This is a genomic window from Streptomyces sp. 7R007, from assembly GCF_054850255.1.
Window position 1 is genome coordinate 1 of the sequence record NZ_JBTWMV010000075.1, and the last position, 20,750, is coordinate 20,750.

The window sequence follows — 20,750 nt, forward strand, 5'->3', positions numbered from 1 at the left end:
CGGGTTGGACGACATCGACGCGCGCGTACTGTGTTCCGTCCCCGCGCAGCACCTGGGTCAGTGACCAGTCCACGTGCGGGGCGAGGGCGTGCTCGCAGGCGGCGATGCGGGCGGCGAACACGGGGGAGTCGTCGAGGAGTTGGGCGCCCATGCCGGCCCACTGCGAGCCCTGGCCGGGAAAGACCAGTACCGGGCCGGGGCCGGCCGCTCCGACCTGCCCCTTCACCACGTCGGGGTGTGGGGCTCCCTGCGCCAGCGCCTCCAAAGCCGCCGCCGGGTCCTGACCGAGGATCACCGCACGGTGCTCGAAGGCCGGCCGGGTCGTGATCAGCGACCAGCCGACCTCCGCCATCGACGGCCCTTCGTCCGCCAGTTCGCGCAGCCGGCCGGCCTGCGCCCGCAGGGCCGCGTCGCTGCGTGCCGACACCACCCACGGCACCGGACGCGCAGGCTGGACCGCCGGCTCGACCGCCGGCGCGGGCTCCACCTCGGGCGCTTCCTCGACGATCAGGTGCGCGTTCGTGCCGGAGAAGCCGAACGACGACACGCCCGCCCGGCGCGGTCGGCCGGTGCGCGGCCACTCCCTCGCCCGGGTCAGCAGCCGTACCGCGCCGGCGGACCAGTCCACGTGCGGGGTGGGTTCGTCGATGTGCAGTGAGGCGGGAAGGACTTCGTGCCGCAGGGCCAGCACCATTTTGATGACCCCGGCGACACCGGCGGTCATCTGCGTGTGCCCGATGTTGGACTTGACCGAGCCGAGCCACAGCGGCCGGTCGCCGGGGCGGTTGCGTCCGTAGGTGGCCAGCAGGGCCTGCGCTTCGATGGGGTCGCCCAGGGTGGTGCCCGTGCCGTGCGCCTCCACGGCGTCCACCTCGGACGCGGACAGGCGGGCGTTGGCCAGCGCCTGCCGGATCACCCGCTGCTGGGAGGGGCCGTTGGGCGCGGTGAGCCCGTTGCTGGCGCCGTCCTGGTTGACCGCCGAGCCCCGGATCACCGCCAGCACCCGCCGGCCGTTGCGCAGCGCGTCCGGCAGACGCTCCAGGAGCAGCACCCCGGCGCCCTCGGCCAGCGTCATTCCGTCGGCACCGGCCGAGAACGGCTTGGAGCGGCCGTCGGGTGCCAGTGCCCGCATCTCGCTGAAGCCGATGAGGGCGGCCGGCGACGACATGACGTGCACGCCTCCGGCGAGGGCCAGCGCCGACTCGCGCCGCCGCAGCGACTCGCAGGCGAGGTGGACGGCGACCAGGGAGGACGAGCACGCGGTGGCGATCGTCAGCGCGGGGCCCTCCAGGCCGAGCGCGTAGGAGACGCGGCCGGACGTCACGCTGGCGGCGTTGCCGATGGTGAAGTAGCCCGCCGAGCCCTGGGGAACCTCCGCGTCGCTCAGGCAGTAGTCGAGGCCGTCACACCCGAGGAACACGCCGACCGGCGCGGACCGCAGCGATCGGGGGTCGATGCCGGCGCGTTCGACGGCCTCCCAGGAGGTCTCCAGGGCGAGCCGCTGCTGCGGGGCCATGCCGAGGGCCTCGGCCGGGCCGATCCCGAAGAAGGGGGCGTCGAACTCCCCGGCGCCGTGCACGAAGCCGCCCGCGCGGACGTACGTGGTGCCCGGATGCTCCGGGTCCGGGTGGTAGAGCGCGTCCAGGTCCCAGCCGCGGTCGCCGGGCAGGGCGGTGATCGCGTCCCGGCCCTGCGCCACCATCTCCCACAGGTCCTCGGGGCAGTGGACGTCGCCGGGCAGGCGGCAGGCCATGCCGACGATCGCGACCGGCTCCTGCGCGGCCGACTCGGCGTCCCTGAGGCGGCGTTGGGTCCGGCGCAGGTCGGCGGTGACGCGCTTGAGGTAGTCCAGGAGTTTCGCTTCGTTGTCGGCCATCTGCGGGGCAACCGCTCCTCTCCGCGTCCTGTCCGAGGCCCTGGCCCGGTCGGCTCGGCCGGAGAGCGCCTGGCGGCAGCCTCGCCAGGACCGCTAAAGCACCCCTAACCCTGGCCCGCGCCGCACGCCCGGCCACTTCCGTCCCTGGTGGCTTTAGCGCCCGGTAAGCGTGCGGCCGAACGATGGCCGCATGGACGCCCCCATCGCGTTTCCCCGCCAGGCCCGCCCCGGGCCGTTCGATCCGCCGGAGGTGCTCGGTGTCCTGCGGGAGAAGGCGCCGCTGATTCCGATGAGGTTCGCCGACGGTCACGTGGGCTGGTTCGTCACGGGGTACTCGGCCGTCCGGTCCATCCTGAGCGACCCCCGCTTCAGCGCCCGGCCCGAGCGTCACCACCTGGTGGTGGACCTTCCCATGGCCAAGGCGTTCGCCGGCAGGCTGAACATGAGCGTGTCCGGCATGTTCCACCTGCAGGATCCGCCCGAGCACACGCGCTACCGGCGCGTACTGGCCGCGGAGTTCACGCTGCAGCGGATGAAGAGGCTCGAACCGAAGATCGTGGAGATCACGCGGACGTGTCTGGACGCGATGGAGAAGTCGGGGCCGCCCGCCGACCTGGTGGAGGAGTTCGCCTTCCCCGTGCCCTCCCTGGTCATCTGCGAACTGCTGGGCATCGCGCACGACGATCGCGAGAGCTTCCGCTGGGCGGTCGCCACCATGTCCCACTGGGGCAGCAGCGCCGAGGAGACGCGGCGCGCCCTGGACACGGTGCTGGGGTTCTTCCCGCCGCTGATCCGCCGCAAGCGCGAGGAGCCCGGTGACGACCTGCTCAGCAGGCTGATCGAGACCAGCGACCTGACCGACGAGGAACTGGCCACCATCGGCTACATCCTGTTCGCGGGCGGGTTCGAGACGACGGCGAACATGCTGGCGCTGGGGACCTTCGCCCTGCTGGAACACCCCGGCCAGAAGGAACTGCTGCGCCGCGACCCGGGGTTGGTGGTCAACGCTGTCGAGGAGCTGCTGCGCTACCTGACCATCGGCCACATCGGTCCACAGCGGGCGGCGACCGAGGACGTCGAGATCGAGGGCGTGCTGATCCGCAAGGGCCAGGCGGTCATGATGTCGCTGCCCGCCGCCAACCGCGACCCCGCGCACTTCGGGGACCCGGAGACCCTCGACATCACCCAGCCCGCGGGCGGCCATGTCGCCTTCGGCCACGGCGTGCACGGATGCCTCGGCCAGCAGCTCGCCCGCCTGGAGATGCGCGTCGCCTACCCCGCGCTGCTCGACCGGTTCCCCGGCCTGCGCCTGGCAGTGCCGCCCGAAGAGGTCCCGGTCAAACAGGACACCATGGCCTACGGCGTCCACAGCCTTCCGGTCGCATGGTGATCCCGTGCCCCCCCGTGACCACCCCGACGCAACGACCACGAAGGAGCCAACCGGTGCCCAACCATTCGCCCTCGCCGGCGAGGACAACCCAGATGGCCGGTGAGCAGGTCCTCGCCGCCGGCAGGAAACCAGGCGCGCGGTGACGGAGACACCGATCGCGTTTCCCCGCCAGGAGCGTCCCGGGCCGTTCGATCCGCCGGAGGTGCTCGGGACCCTGCGGGAGAAGGCGCCGCTGATCCCCATGAGGTTCGCCGACGGTCACGTGGGCTGGTTCGTCACGGGCTACTCGGCCGTCCGGTCCATCCTCGGCGACCCGCGCTTCAGCGTCCGGCCGGAGCGCCAGCACCCGGCGGTGGACCTCCCCATGACCCGGGCACTCATCGGCAAGATGAACTCCTCCGGCATGTTCCTGATCCTGGATCCGCCCGAGCACACGCGCTACCGGCGGGCGCTGGCCGCGGAGTTCACGCTGCAGCGGATGAAGAGGCTCGAACCGAAGATCGCGGAGATCACGCGGACGTGTCTGGACGCGATGGAGAAGTCGGGGCCGCCCGCCGACCTCGTGAGGGAGTTCGCCTTCCCCGTGCCCTCCCTGGTCATCTGCGAACTGCTCGGCATCCCGCCCGCCGACCGGCTGAGCTTCCAGCAGGCCTCGGCCACCCTGTTCTCCCGCAGCAGCGGCATCGCGGAGACACGGCACGCCCTGGACACCGTGCAGGGCTTCTTCCCGCCGCTGCTCCGCCGCAAGCGCGAGGAGCCCGGTGACGACCTGCTCAGCAGGCTGATCGAGAACAGCGACCTGACCGACGAGGAACTGGCCACCATCGGCTACATGTTGTTCGCGGGCGGCTTCGAGACGACGGCGAACATGCTGGCGCTCGGCACCTTCGCGCTGCTGCAACACCCCGGCCAGAAGGAGCTGCTGGACCGCGATCCCACCCTGGTCGGCAACGCCGTCGAGGAGCTGCTGCGCTATCTGACGGTCGGTCACATCGGTCCGCAGCGGGCGGCGACCGAGGACGTCGAGATCGAGGGCGTGCTGATCCGCAAGGGCCAGGCGGTCATGATGTCGCTGCCCGCCGCCAACCGCGACCCCGCGCAGTTCGCCGCACCCGAGAACCTCGACATCACCCAGCCCGCCCGCGGTCATCTCGCCTTCGGCCACGGCGTGCACGGATGCCTGGGCGCACAACTCGCCCGCGCGGAGATGCGCATCGCCTACCCGGCTCTGCTCGACCGCTTCCCCGGCCTGCGCCTGGCGGTGCCGCCCGAAGAGGTCCCCGTCAAACAGGACGCGTTCGTCTACGGCGTCCACAGTCTGCCGGTCGCGTGGTGAGCACGCGGCCACCACGACGCAACGAGTTCCCAGGGAGCCGAACGATGGCCAATGAGCCGCCCTCCTCGCTGGAAAGCCGGATCGTCGGCTACTACGACGGAATCCGCGGCGTCGCCTATCCGACCCGGCGGACCAGGTACCTGAACTTCGGGTACTGGGACCCGGACTGCGACGACCTCGACGACGCCTGCGAACGGCTCGCCGACCTGCTGGCCGACGCGGCGGGGATGCGGGAGGGCGACCGGGTCCTGGACGCCGGATTCGGTTACGCCGACCAGGACATGCACTGGCTCCAGACCAGGAAGCCCGAACTGATCGCCGGCCTGAACATCACCACCGCGCAGGTCGAGACCGCCCGCGAACGGGCGCGGGAACGGGGTCTGGCGGACCGGCTCGACCTGCGGATCGGCTCCGCGACCGACATGCCCTTCGCGGCCGGCACCTTCGACCGGGTCGTCGCCCTCGAATCCGCGTTCCACTTCGACACCCGCCAGGACTTCTTCCGCGAGGCGTTCCGCGTCCTGCGCCCGGGCGGCCGGCTGGCCGTCGCCGACGTCGTCCCGCTCGGCGGCCGGCGCGAGGAGCGCGTCCGCGAACTGCACGCCGTGTGGGGCGCGTTCGTGCCGACCGAGAACCTGTACGACCGCCACGCCTACGCCGGCCGGCTGCGCGAGGCGGGATTCGCCGACATCGACATCCGGGACATCACCGGCAACGTCTACCGGCCGGTGCTCGACCATCTCCGGCGGCGCATGCGGGAGTCGGGCGACCTGCAGATGTCCGAGGACGTTCTCGGCTGGGGAATGGCGCAGTACCTGACGCACACCGAGTACGTGATTGCCTCCGCCGCGAAACCGGTCGACCCGGAGTGACCCGGATGGCCGAAAAGGAGTGAAGCGATGACCGAGCGTGAGATGTCCCCGGTGGAGCACCGGGTCCGTACCTACTACACCACCCCCGTGCCCTCGAGCCATCCGACCGAGCGGACCAGGTACATCAACTACGGCTACTGGGGCCCGGGTTGCGACAACCTGGACGACGCCTGCGACGCGATGGCCGACGTGCTCGCCGACGCGGTGGGGATGCAGGAGGGCGACCGGGTCCTCGACGCCGGCTTCGGGTTCGCCGACCAGGACATGCACTGGATCGAGACGAGGAAGCCGGAGCTCATCGCCGGCCTGAACATCACCCCGTCGCAGGTGGAGACCGCCACCGAGCGGGCCCGGGAACGGGGTCTGGCGGACCGGCTGGACCTGCGGGTCGCCTCGGCGACCGACATGCCGTTCGAGGCGGGCACCTTCGACCGGGTCGTGGCCCTGGAGTCGGCCTTCCTGTTCGACACCCGGCAGGACTTCTTCCGCGAGGCGTTCCGCGTGCTGCGTCCCGGCGGTGTCATCGCCACCGCCGACGTCATCCTGCGGCCCGGAAGGCGGGAGGAGCGCATCCGCGATCTGGCCCCGTGGAACAGCTACATACCGGTCGACAACTGGTACGACCGGGACGGCTATGCAGCGCGGCTGGCCGAAGCGGGATTCGTCGACATCGAGATCCGGGACATCACCGACCACGTCTACGAACCGCTGCGCGATTACCACCGCAAGCGGCTGCGGGAGTCGAGCGAGCCGTACATGTCGGAGAAATCGCTCGACGAGGGCAGCAAGTACACCGCCCACCAGGAATACGTGATCGTCTCCGCCAGGAAACCGGTCAACCCGAAGGACGAGGCGGTACTCAGGGACCCTTTTGCCGTTTACTCGAAAATCCGTGAACAGGTCTCCATGATCCGCGCCGCGATGCCGGGCGTGGAACCGTTCTGGATCGTCACCCGTTACGCGGACGTCAAAATGGTCCTGGCCGATTCCCGGTTCGTGATCCACGGGGCCAACGTGCCGGGCATGGCGGACACCGCGAACCGTATCGACCAGGTGCAGCTGGCCAGCGGGATCTCCCCGGAGTACGTGGAGTACTCGCAGGCCAGCATGCTCAGCCTGGACGGCGAGGACCACCGCAGGTTGCGCACGCTCGTGTCCCGGGCGTTCACCCCGAACCGGGTCGCCAAACTGCGGCCCCGGGTCGAGGAGATCACCGAACGCCTGCTGGACCGCCTGCCGGCGCTGGCCAAGGACGGTGTCGTCGACCTGAGCCGGCACCTCGCCACGCCGCTGCCGATCACCGTGATCGCCGAGCTGGTCGGCGTACCGGAGGAGGAGCGTGACCGGTTCCGGGTCGCCGCGTGGGAGTGGCTGGCCGGCGCCGCCCCGGCCAGCGGGACACGCAACCCGGGCCGCCGGGAAACGGCGTTCGACTACATCCGTGACCTCATCGAACGCCGCCGCGCCCACCCCGAGGACGATCTCGCCTCGGCGCTCATCCGCGTCCACGACGAGGACGGCGACCGGCTCAACGACACCGAGCTGGTGTGGACGATCCTCACGCTGGTCGTCGCGGGCTACGAGACGACCGTGCACCTCATCGCGAACGGCATCGCCGCCCTGCTCACCCACCCCGACCAGCTCGCCGAGCTCCGGGCGAACTTCGGCCTGATGCCCCGTGCGGTGGAGGAACTGATGCGCTGGTGCGGCCCGGTGCTGTGCGCGCACTTCCGCTACGCGACCGAGGACCTGGAGATCGGCGGCGAGACCGTGCGCAAGGGCGAGGCGGTGATGCCCGTCGTCGCCGGAGCCAACTACGACCCGCGCCTGTTCCGCGACCCGCAGCGGCTCGACGTCACCCGCAAGGTCCGCCGCAACCGCGGCCAGCTCGGCTTCGGCTACGGCCTGCACTTCTGCCTCGGCGCACACCTCGCCCGCCTGGAGGCCGCCGTGGTCTTCGAGGCGCTGCTGCGTCGTTTCCCCGGCCTCGCCCTCGGGGTCGAACCGCACGAACTGCAGCACGGACTGGACCACATGTGGAAGTTCCTCGCCCTGCCGGTCCGCCTCGGCACCGACGCGGCACACGCCGGCCTCACGACCTGAGTCCCAGATCCGCCGTCAACAGACCCCTGTCAACAGACCCCGTCAGTAGACGCCCGGAGCGCCGTAGACCTCGTCGGGGGTCCTGGTCCACACGAACGGCCGCGGGTCCGTGTGCCGTGCCCTGTTCCAGGCGCGGACATCGCGTTCCAGTGCCGTGACCGGGCTGTGGCGCGGGAAGCGGTGCGGCCCGAGGCCGGCCGGCTGCTGCGGGAACCACCGCTCGACGAGGGTGAGCCAGGACGCGCCGGTCGGGGCGGTGTGCGGACGGAAGCGCGGGTGCCGCAGCAGCCATCCGCGTACGGCCGGGGCCGCGTGCGCGGTGTGGTCGCCGCAGACCAGGTGCAGCTCCAGCTCCGGCGGGACGGCCTTGTCGAGGGCCTTGAGGAAGGCCAGGAACTCCTGGTGGCGGTGGCGGCGGTGCGGCTCGGTCACCGCCGCGGCGCCGGCGGACTCCAGCGCGGCGAGCAGGCCGCCGGCGCCGGGCCGCGCCAGGTCCCGGCCCGTCCGTGGGTGCGGGACGGGCAGCGCGGGCGGCGGCGGAGCGGTGCGATCGACCGCCCGTAGCGGACTGTCGGCGTCCACGCACAGCACCAGGGCCCGCTGGGGCGGATCGAGGTAGAGCCCGACGAGGGCGCGGACCCGGGCGGCGAACCGCGGGTCGGCGTACAGCCTCCAGGTCTCCACCTGGTGCGGATCGAGCCCCAGGTTCCGCCAGATCCGCGAGACGGTGGTCTGCGACATCCCCATCGCCTTCGCCATCGACCGCGTCGACCAGTGCGTGGCGCCCCGGGGCGGTGGTGACTGCAGGGTCCTGGCGACCACCTGTTCGATCCGCTCGTCGCCGACGGTGCGCGGCCGGCCCGGACGCGGCTCGTCCGCCAGCCCCTCCAGCCGCTGCTCCAGGAAGCGGCGGCGCCACTTGGAGACCATGTCCCGCGAGACGCCCAGCTCCGTGGCCACCGCGGTGACCGACCCGCCCCCCGCACAGGCCAGCACGATGCGCGCGCGCAGGGCCAGCGCCTGCGCCGTCTTGCGGCCGCGCACCCATCCGCGCAGCACTCGCCGTTCCTCGGGGGTCAGTTGCAGCGGCGCAAGCTTCGGACTCGGCACGCGGTCACCCTATAGCTGCCGACGAATCAAGGACTCGCCGCTGCCGCTAGGGGGTCGTCGTGCCGACTCTGCGGGCCAGGTCGAGCAGGTCCTCGGCGATGCGTTCGGGATGGTCGTAGTGCACGTCGTGGTCGGCGTCCGGGTACCACCTGACCGTGGCGTCGGACAGCGCGGCCCGGGCGTTGTCCACCCAGGTCCGCCACTGCCGCTCGCCCACGGGGGAGTAGCGGTGGGCGACGGGCAGCAGCATCACCGGCACGGTGACCGAGGGGTACCACCGGTGCGGCTGCTCCTGCCACACGCTCGCGACGATCGAGGCGAACTGGGGACCGGACAGCCGGGGGACCAGCACACCGTCCGGGCCGGGGCGCAGATTGGCCAGGTGCGCGTCGAGGGCGCACTCGGACCACCGTGGATGTGCCGTGCGCAGCTGGGCCCGCAGGTCGGCCGCCGTCACGCCCTCGCGCCTGACGAAGCGCTGGGCCAGCGCGTCCAGCCAGCCGTTCAGGCGCTGCTCCCGCGCCTCGCCGTCGCCCCAGCCGGCGGCCTGGCCCGCGTCGGCCCAGCCGCCGTCGATCAGTGCGAGCCCGGCGACCACCGAGGGATGCCCGGCGGCGAGCCGCAGCGCGATGCTCGCGCCCCAGGAGTGACCGGCCGCCACCGCGCCGGTCAGGCCGAACGAGGCGGCCAGCGCCGCGACGTCACGCACGGCGGTGGCGGTGTCGTACCCCTCGGCCAGGTCGTCGGAGCCTCCGTGGCCGCGCAGGTCGACGGCGTACGTGGGATGACCCTCCGCCGTGAGCCGGCCGGCGACCTCGTCCCACATCCGGGCGTTCGACGCCAGCCCGTGCACCAGCAGGAACGCCGGACGCCGGGTGCCCGGCCCGTGCCGCACGTGCAGGCGCACGCCGTCGGCCGCCGGGACGCTGAGATCCTGGAACCCGGCCTCGCGGAACCCGGCCGCGCGGACGGACATCCCTCAGGGCCGCCGCGCCGTGATCAGCACGTACCCGAGCTCCGGCATGCGGGCGATCTTCTCCTGGTTCCCGATGAGCAGCTCGTAGCCCTCGGCGCCGAGGATCTCGACGAAGTCGTCGGCGCGGGAGCGCAGACCCGCCGCGAAGGCCGCGTTGGTGGGGAACGTCTCCTTGGTGACGTCCCGGATGTCCTCGGCCACCAGACCGGCCCGCTCGATCACACCCCGGTACTCCTCCAGCGGGGTCAGCGAGGCGTACACCGTGCTGACCTGCGCGCGGACCTCCGCGGCGCGGTCCGCGGGCGCCTTGTACACCATGTCGGCGATGACGACGCGGCCGCCGGGCCGTACCACGCGGGCCACCTCCGACAGCACCTGCACCTTGTCCGGCATGTGCAGCATGGACTCCAGCGCCCAGGCGCCGTCGAACGACCCGGACGGGTAGGGCAGGTCCATGGCGTCGACCCGCTCGAAGGAGAGGCGGTCGGCCAGGCCGGCCTCCCGGGCGCGTTCGCCGGCCCGGGCGACCTGGCGTTCGCTGACCGAGATGCCCACGACCCGCACCGGGCACGCGCGGGCCAGCTGCATCGCCGGCGTCCCGTTTCCGCAGCCCACGTCGAGGATGCGGGCGCCGGGCGCCGGGGCCAGCCGGCGGATCATCTCGTCCGTCATCTCCACGGCGGCCTCGGCGAAACTGCTCCGGTCGTTCTCGTCGCGCCACAGGCCGTAATGGAGATTTCCGTCCCAGAGTTCCGTCATCACGTCGAAGATGCGGTGATCGTAATACTGCCCGATCGCGTGCGTGTCGGGCGGCTGGGTTTCTTCCGCGATTACGATGGAGCGCATTTTCTCGTCGGCATCCCTCGTCATGCCTGCACTCTCTCCCGGACGCGCGACGGACGCCACCACTAACGACCCCTATTCAATCTTCGCCGCACCCCTAATATCTCCGTTCGATCATGAATTAGCCGGGCTTTAGTGCGGGGGAGAACATTGTCCGCGAATGGTTGTGCAATGCGGGAGGACGGGCATGGCGCGGAAAGAACCACGGGTATGAGCCGATTCTCACACGCGGTCGTCATGGGCGGCGGTCTGGCGGGAATGCTGGCAGCCGAGGTGCTGGCCCGGCACGCCGACCGGGTCACCGTGACCGAACGCGACGTCCTCCCCGACGGCCCCGCACACCGCCGGGGCGTTCCGCAGGCCCACCACGCCCATCTGCTGTGGTCCAACGGTGCCGGTCTCATCGAGGAGTTGCTGCCCGGCACGACGGACCGGCTGACCGCGGCCGGCGCCCGCCGGATCGGCTTCCAGGGCGACCAGGTGACGTTGACGGTACGGGGATGGCAACACCGTTTCCCGCCGACCCAGTTCGCCATCCTGTGCACGCGCCCGCTGCTCGACTGGGTCGTGCGCGACCAGGTCCTGTCCGGCGGCCGCGTCGACCTGCGCCAGGACGCCGAAGTGGCCGCCCTGTGCGGCGACCGGCGCCGGGTCACCGGCGTCCGCGTGCGCGACAGCGACGGCAGGACCGCCTCGCTCGACGCCGACCTGGTGGTGGACGCCACCGGACGGGCCTCCCGACTGCGGCACTGGCTGGCCGGGCTGGACGTGCCGCCACCGGAGCGGGACGTCGTCGACGCGGGCATCGGATACGCCACCCGGCTCTACGCGGCGCCCCCGGGCGCCACCGCCGCCTTCCCCGCCGTCAACGTCTGCGCCTACCACACCGACCGCGAGCCCGCCCAGTTCGGCGTGGTCTACCCGGTCGAGGACGGCCGCTGGATCGTGACGCTGTCGTGCACCAGGGGCGGCGCGCTGCCCGCCCACGGGGACGACTTCGAGGCGTTCGCGCGCAGCCGGCTGAGCCACCCGCTCGTCGCCGACCTCATCGCTTCGGCGCGGCCGGTCACCCCCATGTTCCGCTCCCGCTCCGGTGCCAACCGGCGCCTGTACCCGGAACGGCACGAGGGCTGGCCCGACGGCCTGCTCGTCGTCGGCGACTCGCTCACCGCGTTCAACCCGGTCTACGGCCACGGGATGAGCGCGGCCGCCCGCTGCGCCGCCGCGCTGGACCGGGCGCTGGCCTTCGGCGGCACCACCCGCGACGTGCAGGCCGTGATCGGCACGGCGGTCGACGACCCCTGGATCCTCGCCGCCTCCAAGGACGCCGGATACGTCGACTGCCGTATCGACGCGACCGATCCGCGCCTGGTCGGCGAGCAGACCGGGCAGCAGGTGCGCTTCGCCGACTCCATCATCGAGAAGTCGCTGGTCGCGCCGCGGGTGTGCGCGGTGGTCACCGACGTGATCAGCCTGTCGGCCGGCCAGTGCGAACTGGGTTCCAGCCGCTTCCTCGCCCTGATGAGCAGGGACACACCCCGTCCGCGTCTGCCCGGCCCGCCGTTGCGGCCCGAGGAGATCGAGATCGCGAGGCTGCCCGCGTACGAGTGCGTCCCGACCGCATAGCCGGAGAGAGTCAGCATGGCGACCGAGGAACGGCTCATCGACTACCTGAAGTGGACCACCGCCGAGCTGCACCAGGCCCGGCAGCGTCTGCGCGCGTACGAGTCCAGGGACCGCGAGCCCGTCGCCGTCGTGGCGATGGCCTGCCGGTTCCCCGGCGGCGCCCGGTCACCGGAGCTGCTGTGGCGGCTGCTGGCCGAGGGGCGGGACGCGGTCGGCGCCTTCCCCGCCGACCGGGGCTGGGACACCGGCCGGCTGCGTCCGCCGGACTCGGCCGACCGCGACCGGGCCGGCGCGTTCGTCCACGACGCCCTCGACTTCGACGCGTCCTTCTTCGGCATGAGCCGCGACGAGGCGCTGGCGACCGAACCGCAGCAGCGGATGCTCCTGGAACTCGCCTGGGAGACGGTCGAGAGCGCGGGCATCGACCCGTACGCGCTGCGCGGCAGCCGCACCGGCGTCTACGTCGGCATCACCAGCCACGACTACCTCACCTGGCTGCCGGACCCGGACCGCACCCCGGCCGGCGTCCTCGGACACCTGTCCTCCGGCATCTCCGGCAGCCTCGCCTCCGGCCGGGTCTCCCGCCTGCTCGGCCTGGAGGGCCCGGCGCTGACGGTGGACACCGCCTGCTCGTCGTCGCTGCTCGCCATGCACCTGGCCGCCCAGGCGCTGCGCCGGGGGGAGTGCACGCTCGCGCTGGCCGGCGGCGCCACCGTGCTGGCCACCCCCGGACTGTTCCTGGAGTACGCGGCACAGCCCGGCATGCTCGCCCCCGACGGCCGCTGCGCGCCCTTCGCGGCCGCGGCCAACGGCATGGTGTGGGGCGAGGGCGGCGGACTGCTGCTGCTCGAACGGCTCTCGGACGCGCACCGCAACGGCCACCCCGTGCTGGCGGTGATCCGCGGCTCGGCCGTCAACCAGGACGGCGGCAGCGGCGGCTTCACCGCACCGCACGGCCCCACCCAGCAGCGGCTGATCCGCGACGCGCTGGCCGACGCCCAGCTGTCCGCCGCCGACGTGGACGCCGTCGAGGGGCACGGCACCGGCACCGCCGTGGGCGACCTGATCGAGACGCAGGCGCTGCTGGCCACCTACGGGCAGGACCGGACGGCGGACCGGCCGCTGCTGCTCGGCTCGGTCAAGTCCAACATCGGGCACACGCAGGCCGCGGCCGGCGTCGCCGCCGTCATCAAGATGGTGCTCGCGCTGCGCCACGGCATGCTGCCGGCCACGTTGCACGTCGACCGCCCCAACCCGTACGTGGACTGGTCCGCGGGCTCGGTCAGGCTGCTCACCGAACCGGTGCGGTGGCGGGACGGCGACCGTCCGCGCCGGGCCGGGGTGTCGTCGTTCGGGGTCTCCGGCACCAACGCGCACCTGATCCTCGAAGCGGCCGCCGACCCGGCGCCGGTGGAACGCGACGGCGACGGGCCCGCCCATGTCGTGCCGTGGGTGATCTCGGCCCGCGGCGAGAAGGCGCTGAGGGCCCAGGCGGCGGCGCTGGCCGAGCACGTCACACGGCGCCCGGAGCTGCCGGCGGCCGACGTGGCCTGGTCGCTGGTGACCACGAGAGCGGCGTTCGAGTGCCGCGCGGTGGTCGTCGGGCAGGACCGCGCGGAGCTGACGGCGGGACTGCGCGCGCTCGCCGCCGACGGACCCGCGCCGGCCCCGGGCGGCAAGACCGCCTGGGTGTTCGGCGGGCGCAGCCCCGGGCCGGGCGCGGGCACCGAACTCTACGAGCGGTTCCCGGCGTTCGCCGCCGCGGTGGACGAGGTGGGCAAGCTGGTGGGATGCCCGCCGCGGGACGTCCTCGGCGACCGCGCGGACCACCGGGACACCGTTGCGCCGATGGGCCTGTTCGCCTCCCAGGTCGGCCTGGTGCGGCTGCTGGAGGCGGCCGGACTGCGGCCCGACCTCGTGATCGGGTACGCGGCCGGTGAGATCGCCGCCGCCCACGCGGCCGGCGTGTTCGACCTGCCCGACGCCTGCCGGCTGATCACCCAGCCGGCCCCCGACGGCCCGCGCTGCGCGCAGCCCCGGATTCCGCTGATCGTCGGCGGCCGGCCCGCGGACGAGCGGATCACCGCACCCGCGTACTGGGCCGGACACGACGGCGGCTTCGCGGAACCGGCCGCCGTCTGCGGCGACGCGGACGTCCTGCTGGAACTCGGCCCCTGCCCGGTGCTCCCGGCCGACCCGCGGCCCCCGGTGATGCTGTCCGTGCTCGACGGCGAACGATCCGAGAGCCGGGCGCTGTTCACGGCCCTGGCCGTGCTGCACGGCACGGGCGCCCCCGTCCACTGGGCCGGGCTCCTGGACCGGGAGCCGTCTCCCCGCACGGTCTCGCTGCCGACGTACGCCTTCCAGCGCGAACGGTTCTGGCCGTACGACACCGTGCCGGCGACCTCGGACGCGGAGAGAAGGGAGGAGGGCGCGGGGAGGACAGGCGCCACCTGAAGGAACGGCCCAGCCCACGAGACGGTTGTCGAAAAGGAAAGCAGCGGTGATGTGACGTGAACGAGGCAGAAATCCGGAGCTCTCTCGCGAGCGGCGACCTGGAGGAGCGCAAGCGGCTGCTCCGGGAGGCGACGCGGACCTACGCGGCGACGCTCCTGTCGATGGAATCGATCGGAGAGGACAGCAACCTCCTCGAACTCGGGCTGAACTCGCTGTCCGCGATCGAGCTGACGAAGTACCTGATGCTCCTCACCGACATGGAGATCCCGCTGGTGACCATCGTCGACCAGCCGACGCCGGCGCAGCTCGGCAGCCACCTCGCCGAGGAGTACACCCGCGTCCGCGAGGGCGTCACCCAGTAGTCCGCGGCGCAAGGGGCCGGCGCCACCGGCGCCGGCCCCTTGCCGTTCATCCCTTGTCCGACAGCTTTTCGATCATGTCGCCCGGCACCGTGACGTCGTCGAACCAGCGGCCGCCGAAGGGCCGCTCGACCGGCATGATCTGGTCGCTGGAGTAGGCGAGGATACGGCGGTTGTAGGCCCGTATCTGCTCCCGCAGGCCGGCCGGCATGCGACCGTCCAGCGTCAGGGCGTGTTCCATCTCGCCGAGCAGCCGCCGGGTGTCGTCGATGGTGGTCAGGACGGCCTCGCAGAACTGGGCCGGCAGCACCCCGTACTCGCCCTTGAGGGTCACCAGTCTGGTGATCGCCTCGTAGGAGACGTCCTGCAGCTGCCGCCTGCTCAGCCAGCGCGTCTCGTAGTTGAGCCTGCGGTACCACAGGGGTTCCACCATGGCCCGCCGGTGTTCTTCGAGCGTCCGGTGGTGGATGCGGTAGCCGTGCTCCTCCGGGTGCTCGAAGAACCGCGACCCCGGATCGAGGAAGGGCACCATCGGGCAGATCAAGGGCAGCGCCGCCCAGCCCTTGAACCTGCGGATCAGGTGTTCGCAGTAACGGATGGTGTCCCGGACGGACTGCTCGTCCTGGTAGGGCATGCCGATGAAGAACCAGATCATGACGCCCTCGATGCCCGCGTCGAGAGCCCGGTCGATCCAGTCCTCCATCTCGGCCATGGTGTAGGTGCCCCGGCCGGCGGCCCTGCTGACCCGCATGTCGTGCGATTCCGGGGACAGCATGATGTACGCCCGCGTGGAGTCGCCCATCTTCCGCAGCGTGTCCGGCGGGGTCAGGGTGAACTGCTCGAAGAAGACGCTGTTGTAGCCGAGTTCCTTGACCGCGTCGAGGTAGTCGTGCATGCGCTTCTTGCCCTCGGAGTAGCACTGCAGGGCGTAGATCGAGGTGTGCCGGGCCGCCTCCCCCATGCTGCGCAGCTCGTCGAGGATGCGGCCGTTGTCCTTCTGCACCAGCGTCCGCTTGACGCCCATCATGCTCCGGTAGGCGTACCGCGAACCGCCGCACCAGCCGCAGTCGTGCGCGCAGCCGGTGTTCGGCAGCGTCATGATGAGCTTCGACACGGACGGGTCGGACGGCCGTGACGGCCGGTAGTACGACCAGTCGTTGGTGGCGTCGTTGTAGTCGCGCGCGGGCTTGTGGCGGAAACCGGTCCTGATCACGTCGCCGTCCTTCTTGTAGAGAAGGTTCGGCACGGACGCGAAATCGCGCGAGCCGCCGCGGGCGAGGGCGACGAGCCGGGTGACCGGGTCGAGGGTGTCGTAGCCCTGGACGACGATGTCCACGGACGGGTACCGGATCAGTTCCTCGGCGAAGTACGTGGCCGAGATCCCGCCGAAGACGGTGAGCACCTCGCTGTTGACGCGTTTGAGCGCCGACGCCAGTTCGACGGCGCCGTGACACTGCGTCATCCAGTGCAGGTCGAACCCGACGACGGGAGCGTCCAGGCGCGCGAGCAGTGCCTCCACGTCCAGTCCGGGATGCATCAGCATCAGCGAGGCGACGTTGACGATCTTCACGTCCATTCCGTGCTCGGCCAGCCGCTGTTTGATGGAGAACCAGCCGATGGGATACATCTCGTACACGGACGTGACGTTCACGCTGTCGCTGTCGCTGAGGTAGGCGAACAGCATGTCGTCGCGCTCGCGGAAGTCGTACACGCTGGGCGCGTGCACCAGGAAGAGGTCGGCTTCCAGCGTCGGCAGGTCGCGGTCGTCCGCCATGCTCGCCGTCCTCAGAACAGGGCCGCGGCCGACGTGGCCTTGAGGTTGCCGAGGTGTCCGTGCCACAGGTGCGTGGGGTCCGCCTCGACCGCGGCCACGTACTCCTTCATCGCCTTCAGCGCCTCGGGCTCCTCGGCGTCGTAGACGTCGCCCTGGAGCATGCGCAGGATGTCGGTGCGGTAGGCGGGGTCGTGGATGAACGCCGTGAACAGCACGTTCAGCCGGTAGTACAGGGAGATGAAGTCGTACCAGATCCGCGTGCCCCGGCGCAGCGTGCTCGCGTAGTTCTCGAACCTCTCCCTGCGGTAGTCGCCGGCCGCGTGCGCGGCGACGATGTCCTGGGCCGCCAGCCGCGCGCTGTTCATGGCGACGCTGACACCGCTGGAGAAGATGGGGTCGACGAACCTCGCCGCGTCGCCGATCAGCACCATGGCGTCGCCGGTGATCTGCCGCATGGCGTAGCTGTAGTCGCCCTCCGCCTTCAGCGGCCGCAGTTGCTCCGCCTCCCGCAACGCGCCGGCGAGCTCCGGCCGGCTCGCCACGGAGTCCCAGAAGAACCTGCCCAGGTCGTCCTTGGCGGCCTTGAAGCGCTGCTTCTGCGACACCACGCCGATCGAGGTGACGGTGTCGGTGATGGGGATCTGCCACACCCAGGTGTCCTCAAGCGGCAGATAGTGCACGAAGATGAAGTCGGCGTCCTGCGGATCGGTGGCGAGGGCCCTGCGGTCCAGCCCGTCGAACCAGGTGTGCACGGCGTACTGGTTGAACACCGGGTCGGACACCTTCACCCGCAGCTGGCTGCCCAGGACCGTCTGCCGGCCGCTCGCGTCGGCGACCATGCGCACCCGCACCGTGCCCCGGCCCTCGCCCGTCCTGATGCGCAGCACAGGGCGTTCCGGGTCGGTGAAGTCGACCCGGTTCACCCGGGTCCCCTCGAAGACCTCGGCGCCGAGCTCCCGGGCGTGGTCCAGCAGGATCTGGTCGAAGCGCCCGCGATCGACGTGCCAGGCGTAGACCCGGTCGACGCCCGGCTGCGCGCGCTCCTCGTAGGTGATCTCCGCGTGCCCGAGGGTGTGGGAGACGGCGCCGAAGTCGGCCATCCGCGTGGGCCGTCGGTCGCGGGACGTCCACGCCGCCCCGTACTTGCGCGGGAAGCCCGCGTGCTCGATCTTGTCGATGACCCCGATGTCGCGCATGACGGGAATCACCGCGGGGACCAGGGACTCGCCCACGTGCCGGCGCGGGAACGTCTCGCTCTCGAAGACCGCCGCGGAGATCCCGGCCCGGGCGAGATAGGCCGCCAGGCAGGAGCCCGCGGGGCCGCCGCCGATGATGCCGACCTCGTAGTCGAACTCAGCGCACACCCTGCCCACCGCTTCCCTGTCCGGAGGTATCAGGTCCCGCCGGGGCCTCGCCGAGCGAGACCACCAGGTCGGTGATGGACTCGATGTCCTTGAAGTGCCGGTGCACGATCTGCCCGGGCCGCACGCGCACGCCGAAGCGCTCACGGATGTACCCCACCAGGCGTGCGGTGTCGATGGAGTTGAGGATGCCCCACTCCAGCAACGGTGTCTCGGTGGTCAGTTCCGCCGCTCCGTCGCCGTCGAGTAAGCGGTCCTGGATGTAGTGGGTGAGGTCCTTCACGACGGACTCACGGCTGTCCACAGGCATGGCTCTCCCATCCCGAACGGGGGTTCCCGGCAGGCACGAACTGAACGGTCAAAGCCCCGCCTCTCGGGCGATGAGTTCCCGCTGGATCTCGGTGGTGCCGGAGAAGGCGGTGGCGGGGACACAGTCGCGGAGTTGCTGCTCGATTCCCGGGCCGAGCAGATGGCCCGAGGCACCGAAGAGCTGCACGGCGTCGAGGCTGTTGGCCACGGCGGCCGCCTCGGACACGGCGGTCTTCGCCATGGTGATCGCGCCGACGTCCTCCTCGCCCCGGTCCAGCAGCCGGCACGCCCGGTACAGCAGCAGGCGCGCACCCTCCAGCCGCTGCCGCATCCGGGCGATCCGGTGCGACACCGCCTGGAAGCGGGCGAGCCTGCGGCCGAACTGCCGCCTGCTGGTGGCGTGCCGGACGCCCTCCTGCACCTGATGCGCCATCAGGCCCAGGTAGAGGGCGAACAGGCAGCCGCGCTCCCAGGCCATGGAGCGCTGGAAGACCGTCCCGCCGTCGCCCTCGGCACCGAGCCGGAACCGCTCGGGCACGAGGCAGCGGTCGAACCGCACGCGGGCCGCCAGACAGCCGCGCAACCCCATCTTGGCCAGCGGCGGACCGACGACGAGTCCGTCCGTGTCGCGGGGCACGGCGAAGGCGGAGACGCCGAGGAACCCCGCGGCCGGATCGGTGACGACGTAGGTGACGAACACGTCCGCGATCGGGGCGTTGCTGACGGACGACTTCTCTCCCTCGACGAGACAGCCCTCGCCCGATCGCACGGCGGTGGCGCGGAGCCGCCCGACGTCGGAGCCCGCCTCGTCCTCGGTCATGGCATGGCCGGCGATCAGGGAGCCTTTCGCCATGCCGGCGAGCAGCTCTCGCGCGGTGTCGTCCGTGCCGAACTCCGCGACGGGCACGGCACACGACAGCAGCTGCGCCGCGATCCCGAAGGCCAGCCCGGTGTCGGGGCAGGCCCGCCCCAGCGCCGCGAGGCACAGCGCCGTGTCCAGCGCCCCCCGCCCCGCCCCGCCGTGTTCGACGGGCAGGCACAGGCCGGTCAGCCCGATGTCCGCGGCAGCCTGCCAGGCCTGGCGGACCAGGCCGGGGTCGGTGGTCACCGCGCGCGTGCCGAACCGCTCGGTCACGGCTGTCCGTACCCGGTCGCAGCGGTCACGCTGAGCGGGCGACAGGTCAAAGTCCATGAGTCAACGTCCCAACCGGGTTCCGGTGCCATCGGACATGGTCGGGAGGCCGGCTAAAGCGACGCTTTCGCGCCGCGTTCACGGTGGCGGGAGCCCGCGCCCGTCACCTCGCCCAGGCGGGAACGTCCACGATCTCGACCACGGCGCAGGAGACGGTGACGCCCGGCCCGACACCGAGCATCAGCACACGGTCCCCGGGGCCGACCTGCCCCGTGGCGACCAGGTGGTCCAGGGCGGCGACCTGGTCGCTGGCGCCGAGGTGGCCCACGGTGCGGCCCCAGTCGAAGACGGAATCGGCCAGGGACCGCCCGAACGAGGCCATCAGCCGCTCGGTCACCGGCCGCGCGCAGTTCATCGTGGCGATGCGGGTGACGTCGCCGATGGCCAGTTCGCACTCCTCCAGGGCCAGGTGGGCCAGGTCGTTCACCTCGCCGCCGATCCTCGCCAGCGCCGCGAGGTCCCCGCTCTCGGCGAGCTGCTTCTGGAAGGCCTCACCGCGGGCGACGAAGTCGACGGGGCGGCCCACGGTCGCGCCGGGCGGGAAGAGCGCCTCCCCGGCCCGCTGCAGCTCCTCCGCCTCCGGGATGGCGACCGTCCTGACGGTGAGCAGCCGGGCGAAACCGGGCCGCGTGGTGAGCACCACCGCGCTTCCGGCGTCCCCCATGACGTAACTGGCGCCGCCGCCCTGCCACCGGTCGAGCAGGGCGGTGCCGAAGTTGTCGGCGGCGACGAGCAGCGCCGTATGGCGGTCGGGGCGGGCGGTGAGATAGCTGGCGGCGAGTTCCAGGGCGAGGAACATGCCGTTGCAGCCGTGCACGTCCACGGCGAGCGGGGCGTCGCCGGTGAGGTGGCGCAGGAGGTAGTACTGGGGGAGCCAGCCGTCCGGGCCCTGGTGCCAGGAGGCGGAGTACAGCAGCAGGTCGAGGTCGGTCGGGGGATGCGCCGCCCGGGTCAGCGCCAGGGTGGCCGCCCGCAGCGCCAGCTCCGGCGCGGGGGTGTCGCCGGCCACGGCCGCGCCGGTCAGGCCGTGCAGGTCGACCAGCTTGGCCGGGTAGCGGCCGTCGGCGACGGCCTGTGCGATGCTGACGGTGTCGGGCAGGTGGACACCGATTCCGCTGATGAACATCTCCGGCGTGCGCACAACCTCTCCTTCGGCTCACCCCTTC

General features: G+C 71.8%; 15 protein-coding genes and 1 pseudogene. 7 read left to right on the forward strand and 9 right to left on the reverse strand.

The window, feature by feature from the left end; genetic code table 11:
* On the reverse strand, positions 1 to 1,876 hold a 1,876-nt coding region (locus tag ACYF6T_RS41660; protein WP_461703182.1), incomplete at its 3' end, for a type I polyketide synthase.
* A gap of 190 nt (positions 1,877 to 2,066) precedes the next feature.
* Between ACYF6T_RS41660 and ACYF6T_RS41665 the strand changes: the two genes are divergently transcribed.
* The 4 genes from ACYF6T_RS41665 (at position 2,067) to ACYF6T_RS41680 (ending at position 7,577) form a co-directional block, all read left to right on the forward strand.
* Complete coding sequence (locus tag ACYF6T_RS41665; RefSeq protein ID WP_461703183.1) at positions 2,067 to 3,266, forward strand: cytochrome P450; 1,200 nt, start codon at positions 2,067 to 2,069, stop codon at positions 3,264 to 3,266.
* Positions 3,267 to 3,405: 139 nt separating this feature from the next.
* A complete protein-coding gene (locus tag ACYF6T_RS41670; protein ID WP_461703184.1) occupies positions 3,406 to 4,602 on the forward strand; it encodes a cytochrome P450 in 1,197 nt (398 codons plus the stop codon).
* A gap of 44 nt (positions 4,603 to 4,646) precedes the next feature.
* A complete protein-coding gene (locus ACYF6T_RS41675) occupies positions 4,647 to 5,474 on the forward strand; it encodes an SAM-dependent methyltransferase (protein WP_461703185.1) in 828 nt (275 codons plus the stop codon).
* A gap of 27 nt (positions 5,475 to 5,501) precedes the next feature.
* Positions 5,502 to 7,577: a cytochrome P450 gene (locus tag ACYF6T_RS41680; RefSeq protein WP_461703186.1), complete on the forward strand. Its 2,076-nt coding sequence runs from the start codon at positions 5,502 to 5,504 to the stop codon at positions 7,575 to 7,577.
* Positions 7,578 to 7,619: 42 nt separating this feature from the next.
* On the opposite strand, the gene ACYF6T_RS41685 is transcribed toward ACYF6T_RS41680, so the two are convergent.
* From ACYF6T_RS41685 to ACYF6T_RS41695, 3 genes are read right to left on the reverse strand one after another with little or no spacing between them, the layout of a single operon-like run.
* Positions 7,620 to 8,687, reverse strand: a complete 1,068-nt coding sequence (locus ACYF6T_RS41685) for an IS630 family transposase (RefSeq protein WP_461703187.1) — start codon at positions 8,685 to 8,687, stop codon at positions 7,620 to 7,622.
* Between the two features lie 46 nt (positions 8,688 to 8,733).
* On the reverse strand, positions 8,734 to 9,663 hold the full coding sequence (locus tag ACYF6T_RS41690) for an alpha/beta fold hydrolase (protein WP_461703188.1): 930 nt from the start codon (positions 9,661 to 9,663) through the stop codon (positions 8,734 to 8,736).
* 3 nt (positions 9,664 to 9,666) lie between these two features.
* Positions 9,667 to 10,509: an SAM-dependent methyltransferase gene (locus ACYF6T_RS41695; protein WP_461703189.1), complete on the reverse strand. Its 843-nt coding sequence runs from the start codon at positions 10,507 to 10,509 to the stop codon at positions 9,667 to 9,669.
* A 207-nt stretch (positions 10,510 to 10,716) separates the two neighbouring features.
* Between ACYF6T_RS41695 and ACYF6T_RS41700 the strand changes: the two genes are divergently transcribed.
* The 3 genes and pseudogenes from ACYF6T_RS41700 (at position 10,717) to ACYF6T_RS41710 (ending at position 14,951) form a co-directional block, all read left to right on the forward strand.
* Complete coding sequence (locus ACYF6T_RS41700) at positions 10,717 to 12,132, forward strand: FAD-dependent oxidoreductase (RefSeq protein ID WP_461703190.1); 1,416 nt, start codon at positions 10,717 to 10,719, stop codon at positions 12,130 to 12,132.
* A gap of 9 nt (positions 12,133 to 12,141) precedes the next feature.
* Positions 12,142 to 14,589: pseudogene (locus tag ACYF6T_RS41705) on the forward strand (type I polyketide synthase); the annotation flags it as partial.
* A gap of 56 nt (positions 14,590 to 14,645) precedes the next feature.
* The gene (locus tag ACYF6T_RS41710) at positions 14,646 to 14,951 is read left to right on the forward strand and encodes an acyl carrier protein (RefSeq protein WP_461703191.1); all 306 of its coding nucleotides are present in this window, start codon (positions 14,646 to 14,648) and stop codon (positions 14,949 to 14,951) included.
* Positions 14,952 to 14,997: 46 nt separating this feature from the next.
* Here ACYF6T_RS41710 and ACYF6T_RS41715 read toward each other — a convergent pair whose 3' ends face one another.
* The 5 genes from ACYF6T_RS41715 to ACYF6T_RS41735 form a co-directional block, all read right to left on the reverse strand.
* On the reverse strand, positions 14,998 to 16,722 hold the full coding sequence (locus tag ACYF6T_RS41715) for a cobalamin-dependent protein (RefSeq protein WP_461703192.1): 1,725 nt from the start codon (positions 16,720 to 16,722) through the stop codon (positions 14,998 to 15,000).
* 11 nt (positions 16,723 to 16,733) lie between these two features.
* Entirely contained in the window at positions 16,734 to 18,086 is a 1,353-nt protein-coding gene (locus ACYF6T_RS41720) for an NAD(P)/FAD-dependent oxidoreductase (RefSeq protein WP_461703193.1), read from the reverse strand.
* Complete coding sequence (locus tag ACYF6T_RS41725; RefSeq protein WP_461703194.1) at positions 18,076 to 18,393, reverse strand: acyl carrier protein; 318 nt, start codon at positions 18,391 to 18,393, stop codon at positions 18,076 to 18,078. Before ACYF6T_RS41725 ends, ACYF6T_RS41720 begins: the two co-directional genes overlap by 11 nt.
* Positions 18,394 to 18,441: 48 nt before the next feature.
* Positions 18,442 to 19,584 (reverse strand): acyl-CoA dehydrogenase family protein, encoded by a 1,143-nt coding sequence (locus ACYF6T_RS41730; RefSeq protein WP_461703195.1) that lies wholly within the window; start codon positions 19,582 to 19,584, stop codon positions 18,442 to 18,444.
* 103 nt (positions 19,585 to 19,687) lie between these two features.
* On the reverse strand, positions 19,688 to 20,725 hold the full coding sequence (locus ACYF6T_RS41735) for a ketoacyl-ACP synthase III family protein (RefSeq protein ID WP_461703196.1): 1,038 nt from the start codon (positions 20,723 to 20,725) through the stop codon (positions 19,688 to 19,690).
* Positions 20,726 to 20,750 lie beyond the last annotated feature (25 nt).

Bases quoted from the DNA above. Each gene is read 5' to 3' on its own strand.
- ACYF6T_RS41665 (WP_461703183.1), top strand. From the start codon at position 2,067: ATGGACGCCCCCATCGCGTTTCCCCGCCAGGCCCGCCCCGGGCCGTTC.
- ACYF6T_RS41675 (WP_461703185.1), top strand. From the start codon at position 4,647: ATGGCCAATGAGCCGCCCTCCTCGCTGGAAAGCCGGATCGTCGGCTAC.
- ACYF6T_RS41680 (WP_461703186.1), top strand. From the start codon at position 5,502: ATGACCGAGCGTGAGATGTCCCCGGTGGAGCACCGGGTCCGTACCTAC.
- ACYF6T_RS41690 (WP_461703188.1), bottom strand. From the start codon at position 9,663: ATGTCCGTCCGCGCGGCCGGGTTCCGCGAGGCCGGGTTCCAGGATCTC.
- ACYF6T_RS41695 (WP_461703189.1), bottom strand. From the start codon at position 10,509: ATGCGCTCCATCGTAATCGCGGAAGAAACCCAGCCGCCCGACACGCAC.
- ACYF6T_RS41700 (WP_461703190.1), top strand. From the start codon at position 10,717: ATGAGCCGATTCTCACACGCGGTCGTCATGGGCGGCGGTCTGGCGGGA.
- ACYF6T_RS41715 (WP_461703192.1), bottom strand. From the start codon at position 16,722: ATGGCGGACGACCGCGACCTGCCGACGCTGGAAGCCGACCTCTTCCTG.
- ACYF6T_RS41725 (WP_461703194.1), bottom strand. From the start codon at position 18,393: ATGCCTGTGGACAGCCGTGAGTCCGTCGTGAAGGACCTCACCCACTAC.
- ACYF6T_RS41730 (WP_461703195.1), bottom strand. From the start codon at position 19,584: ATGGACTTTGACCTGTCGCCCGCTCAGCGTGACCGCTGCGACCGGGTA.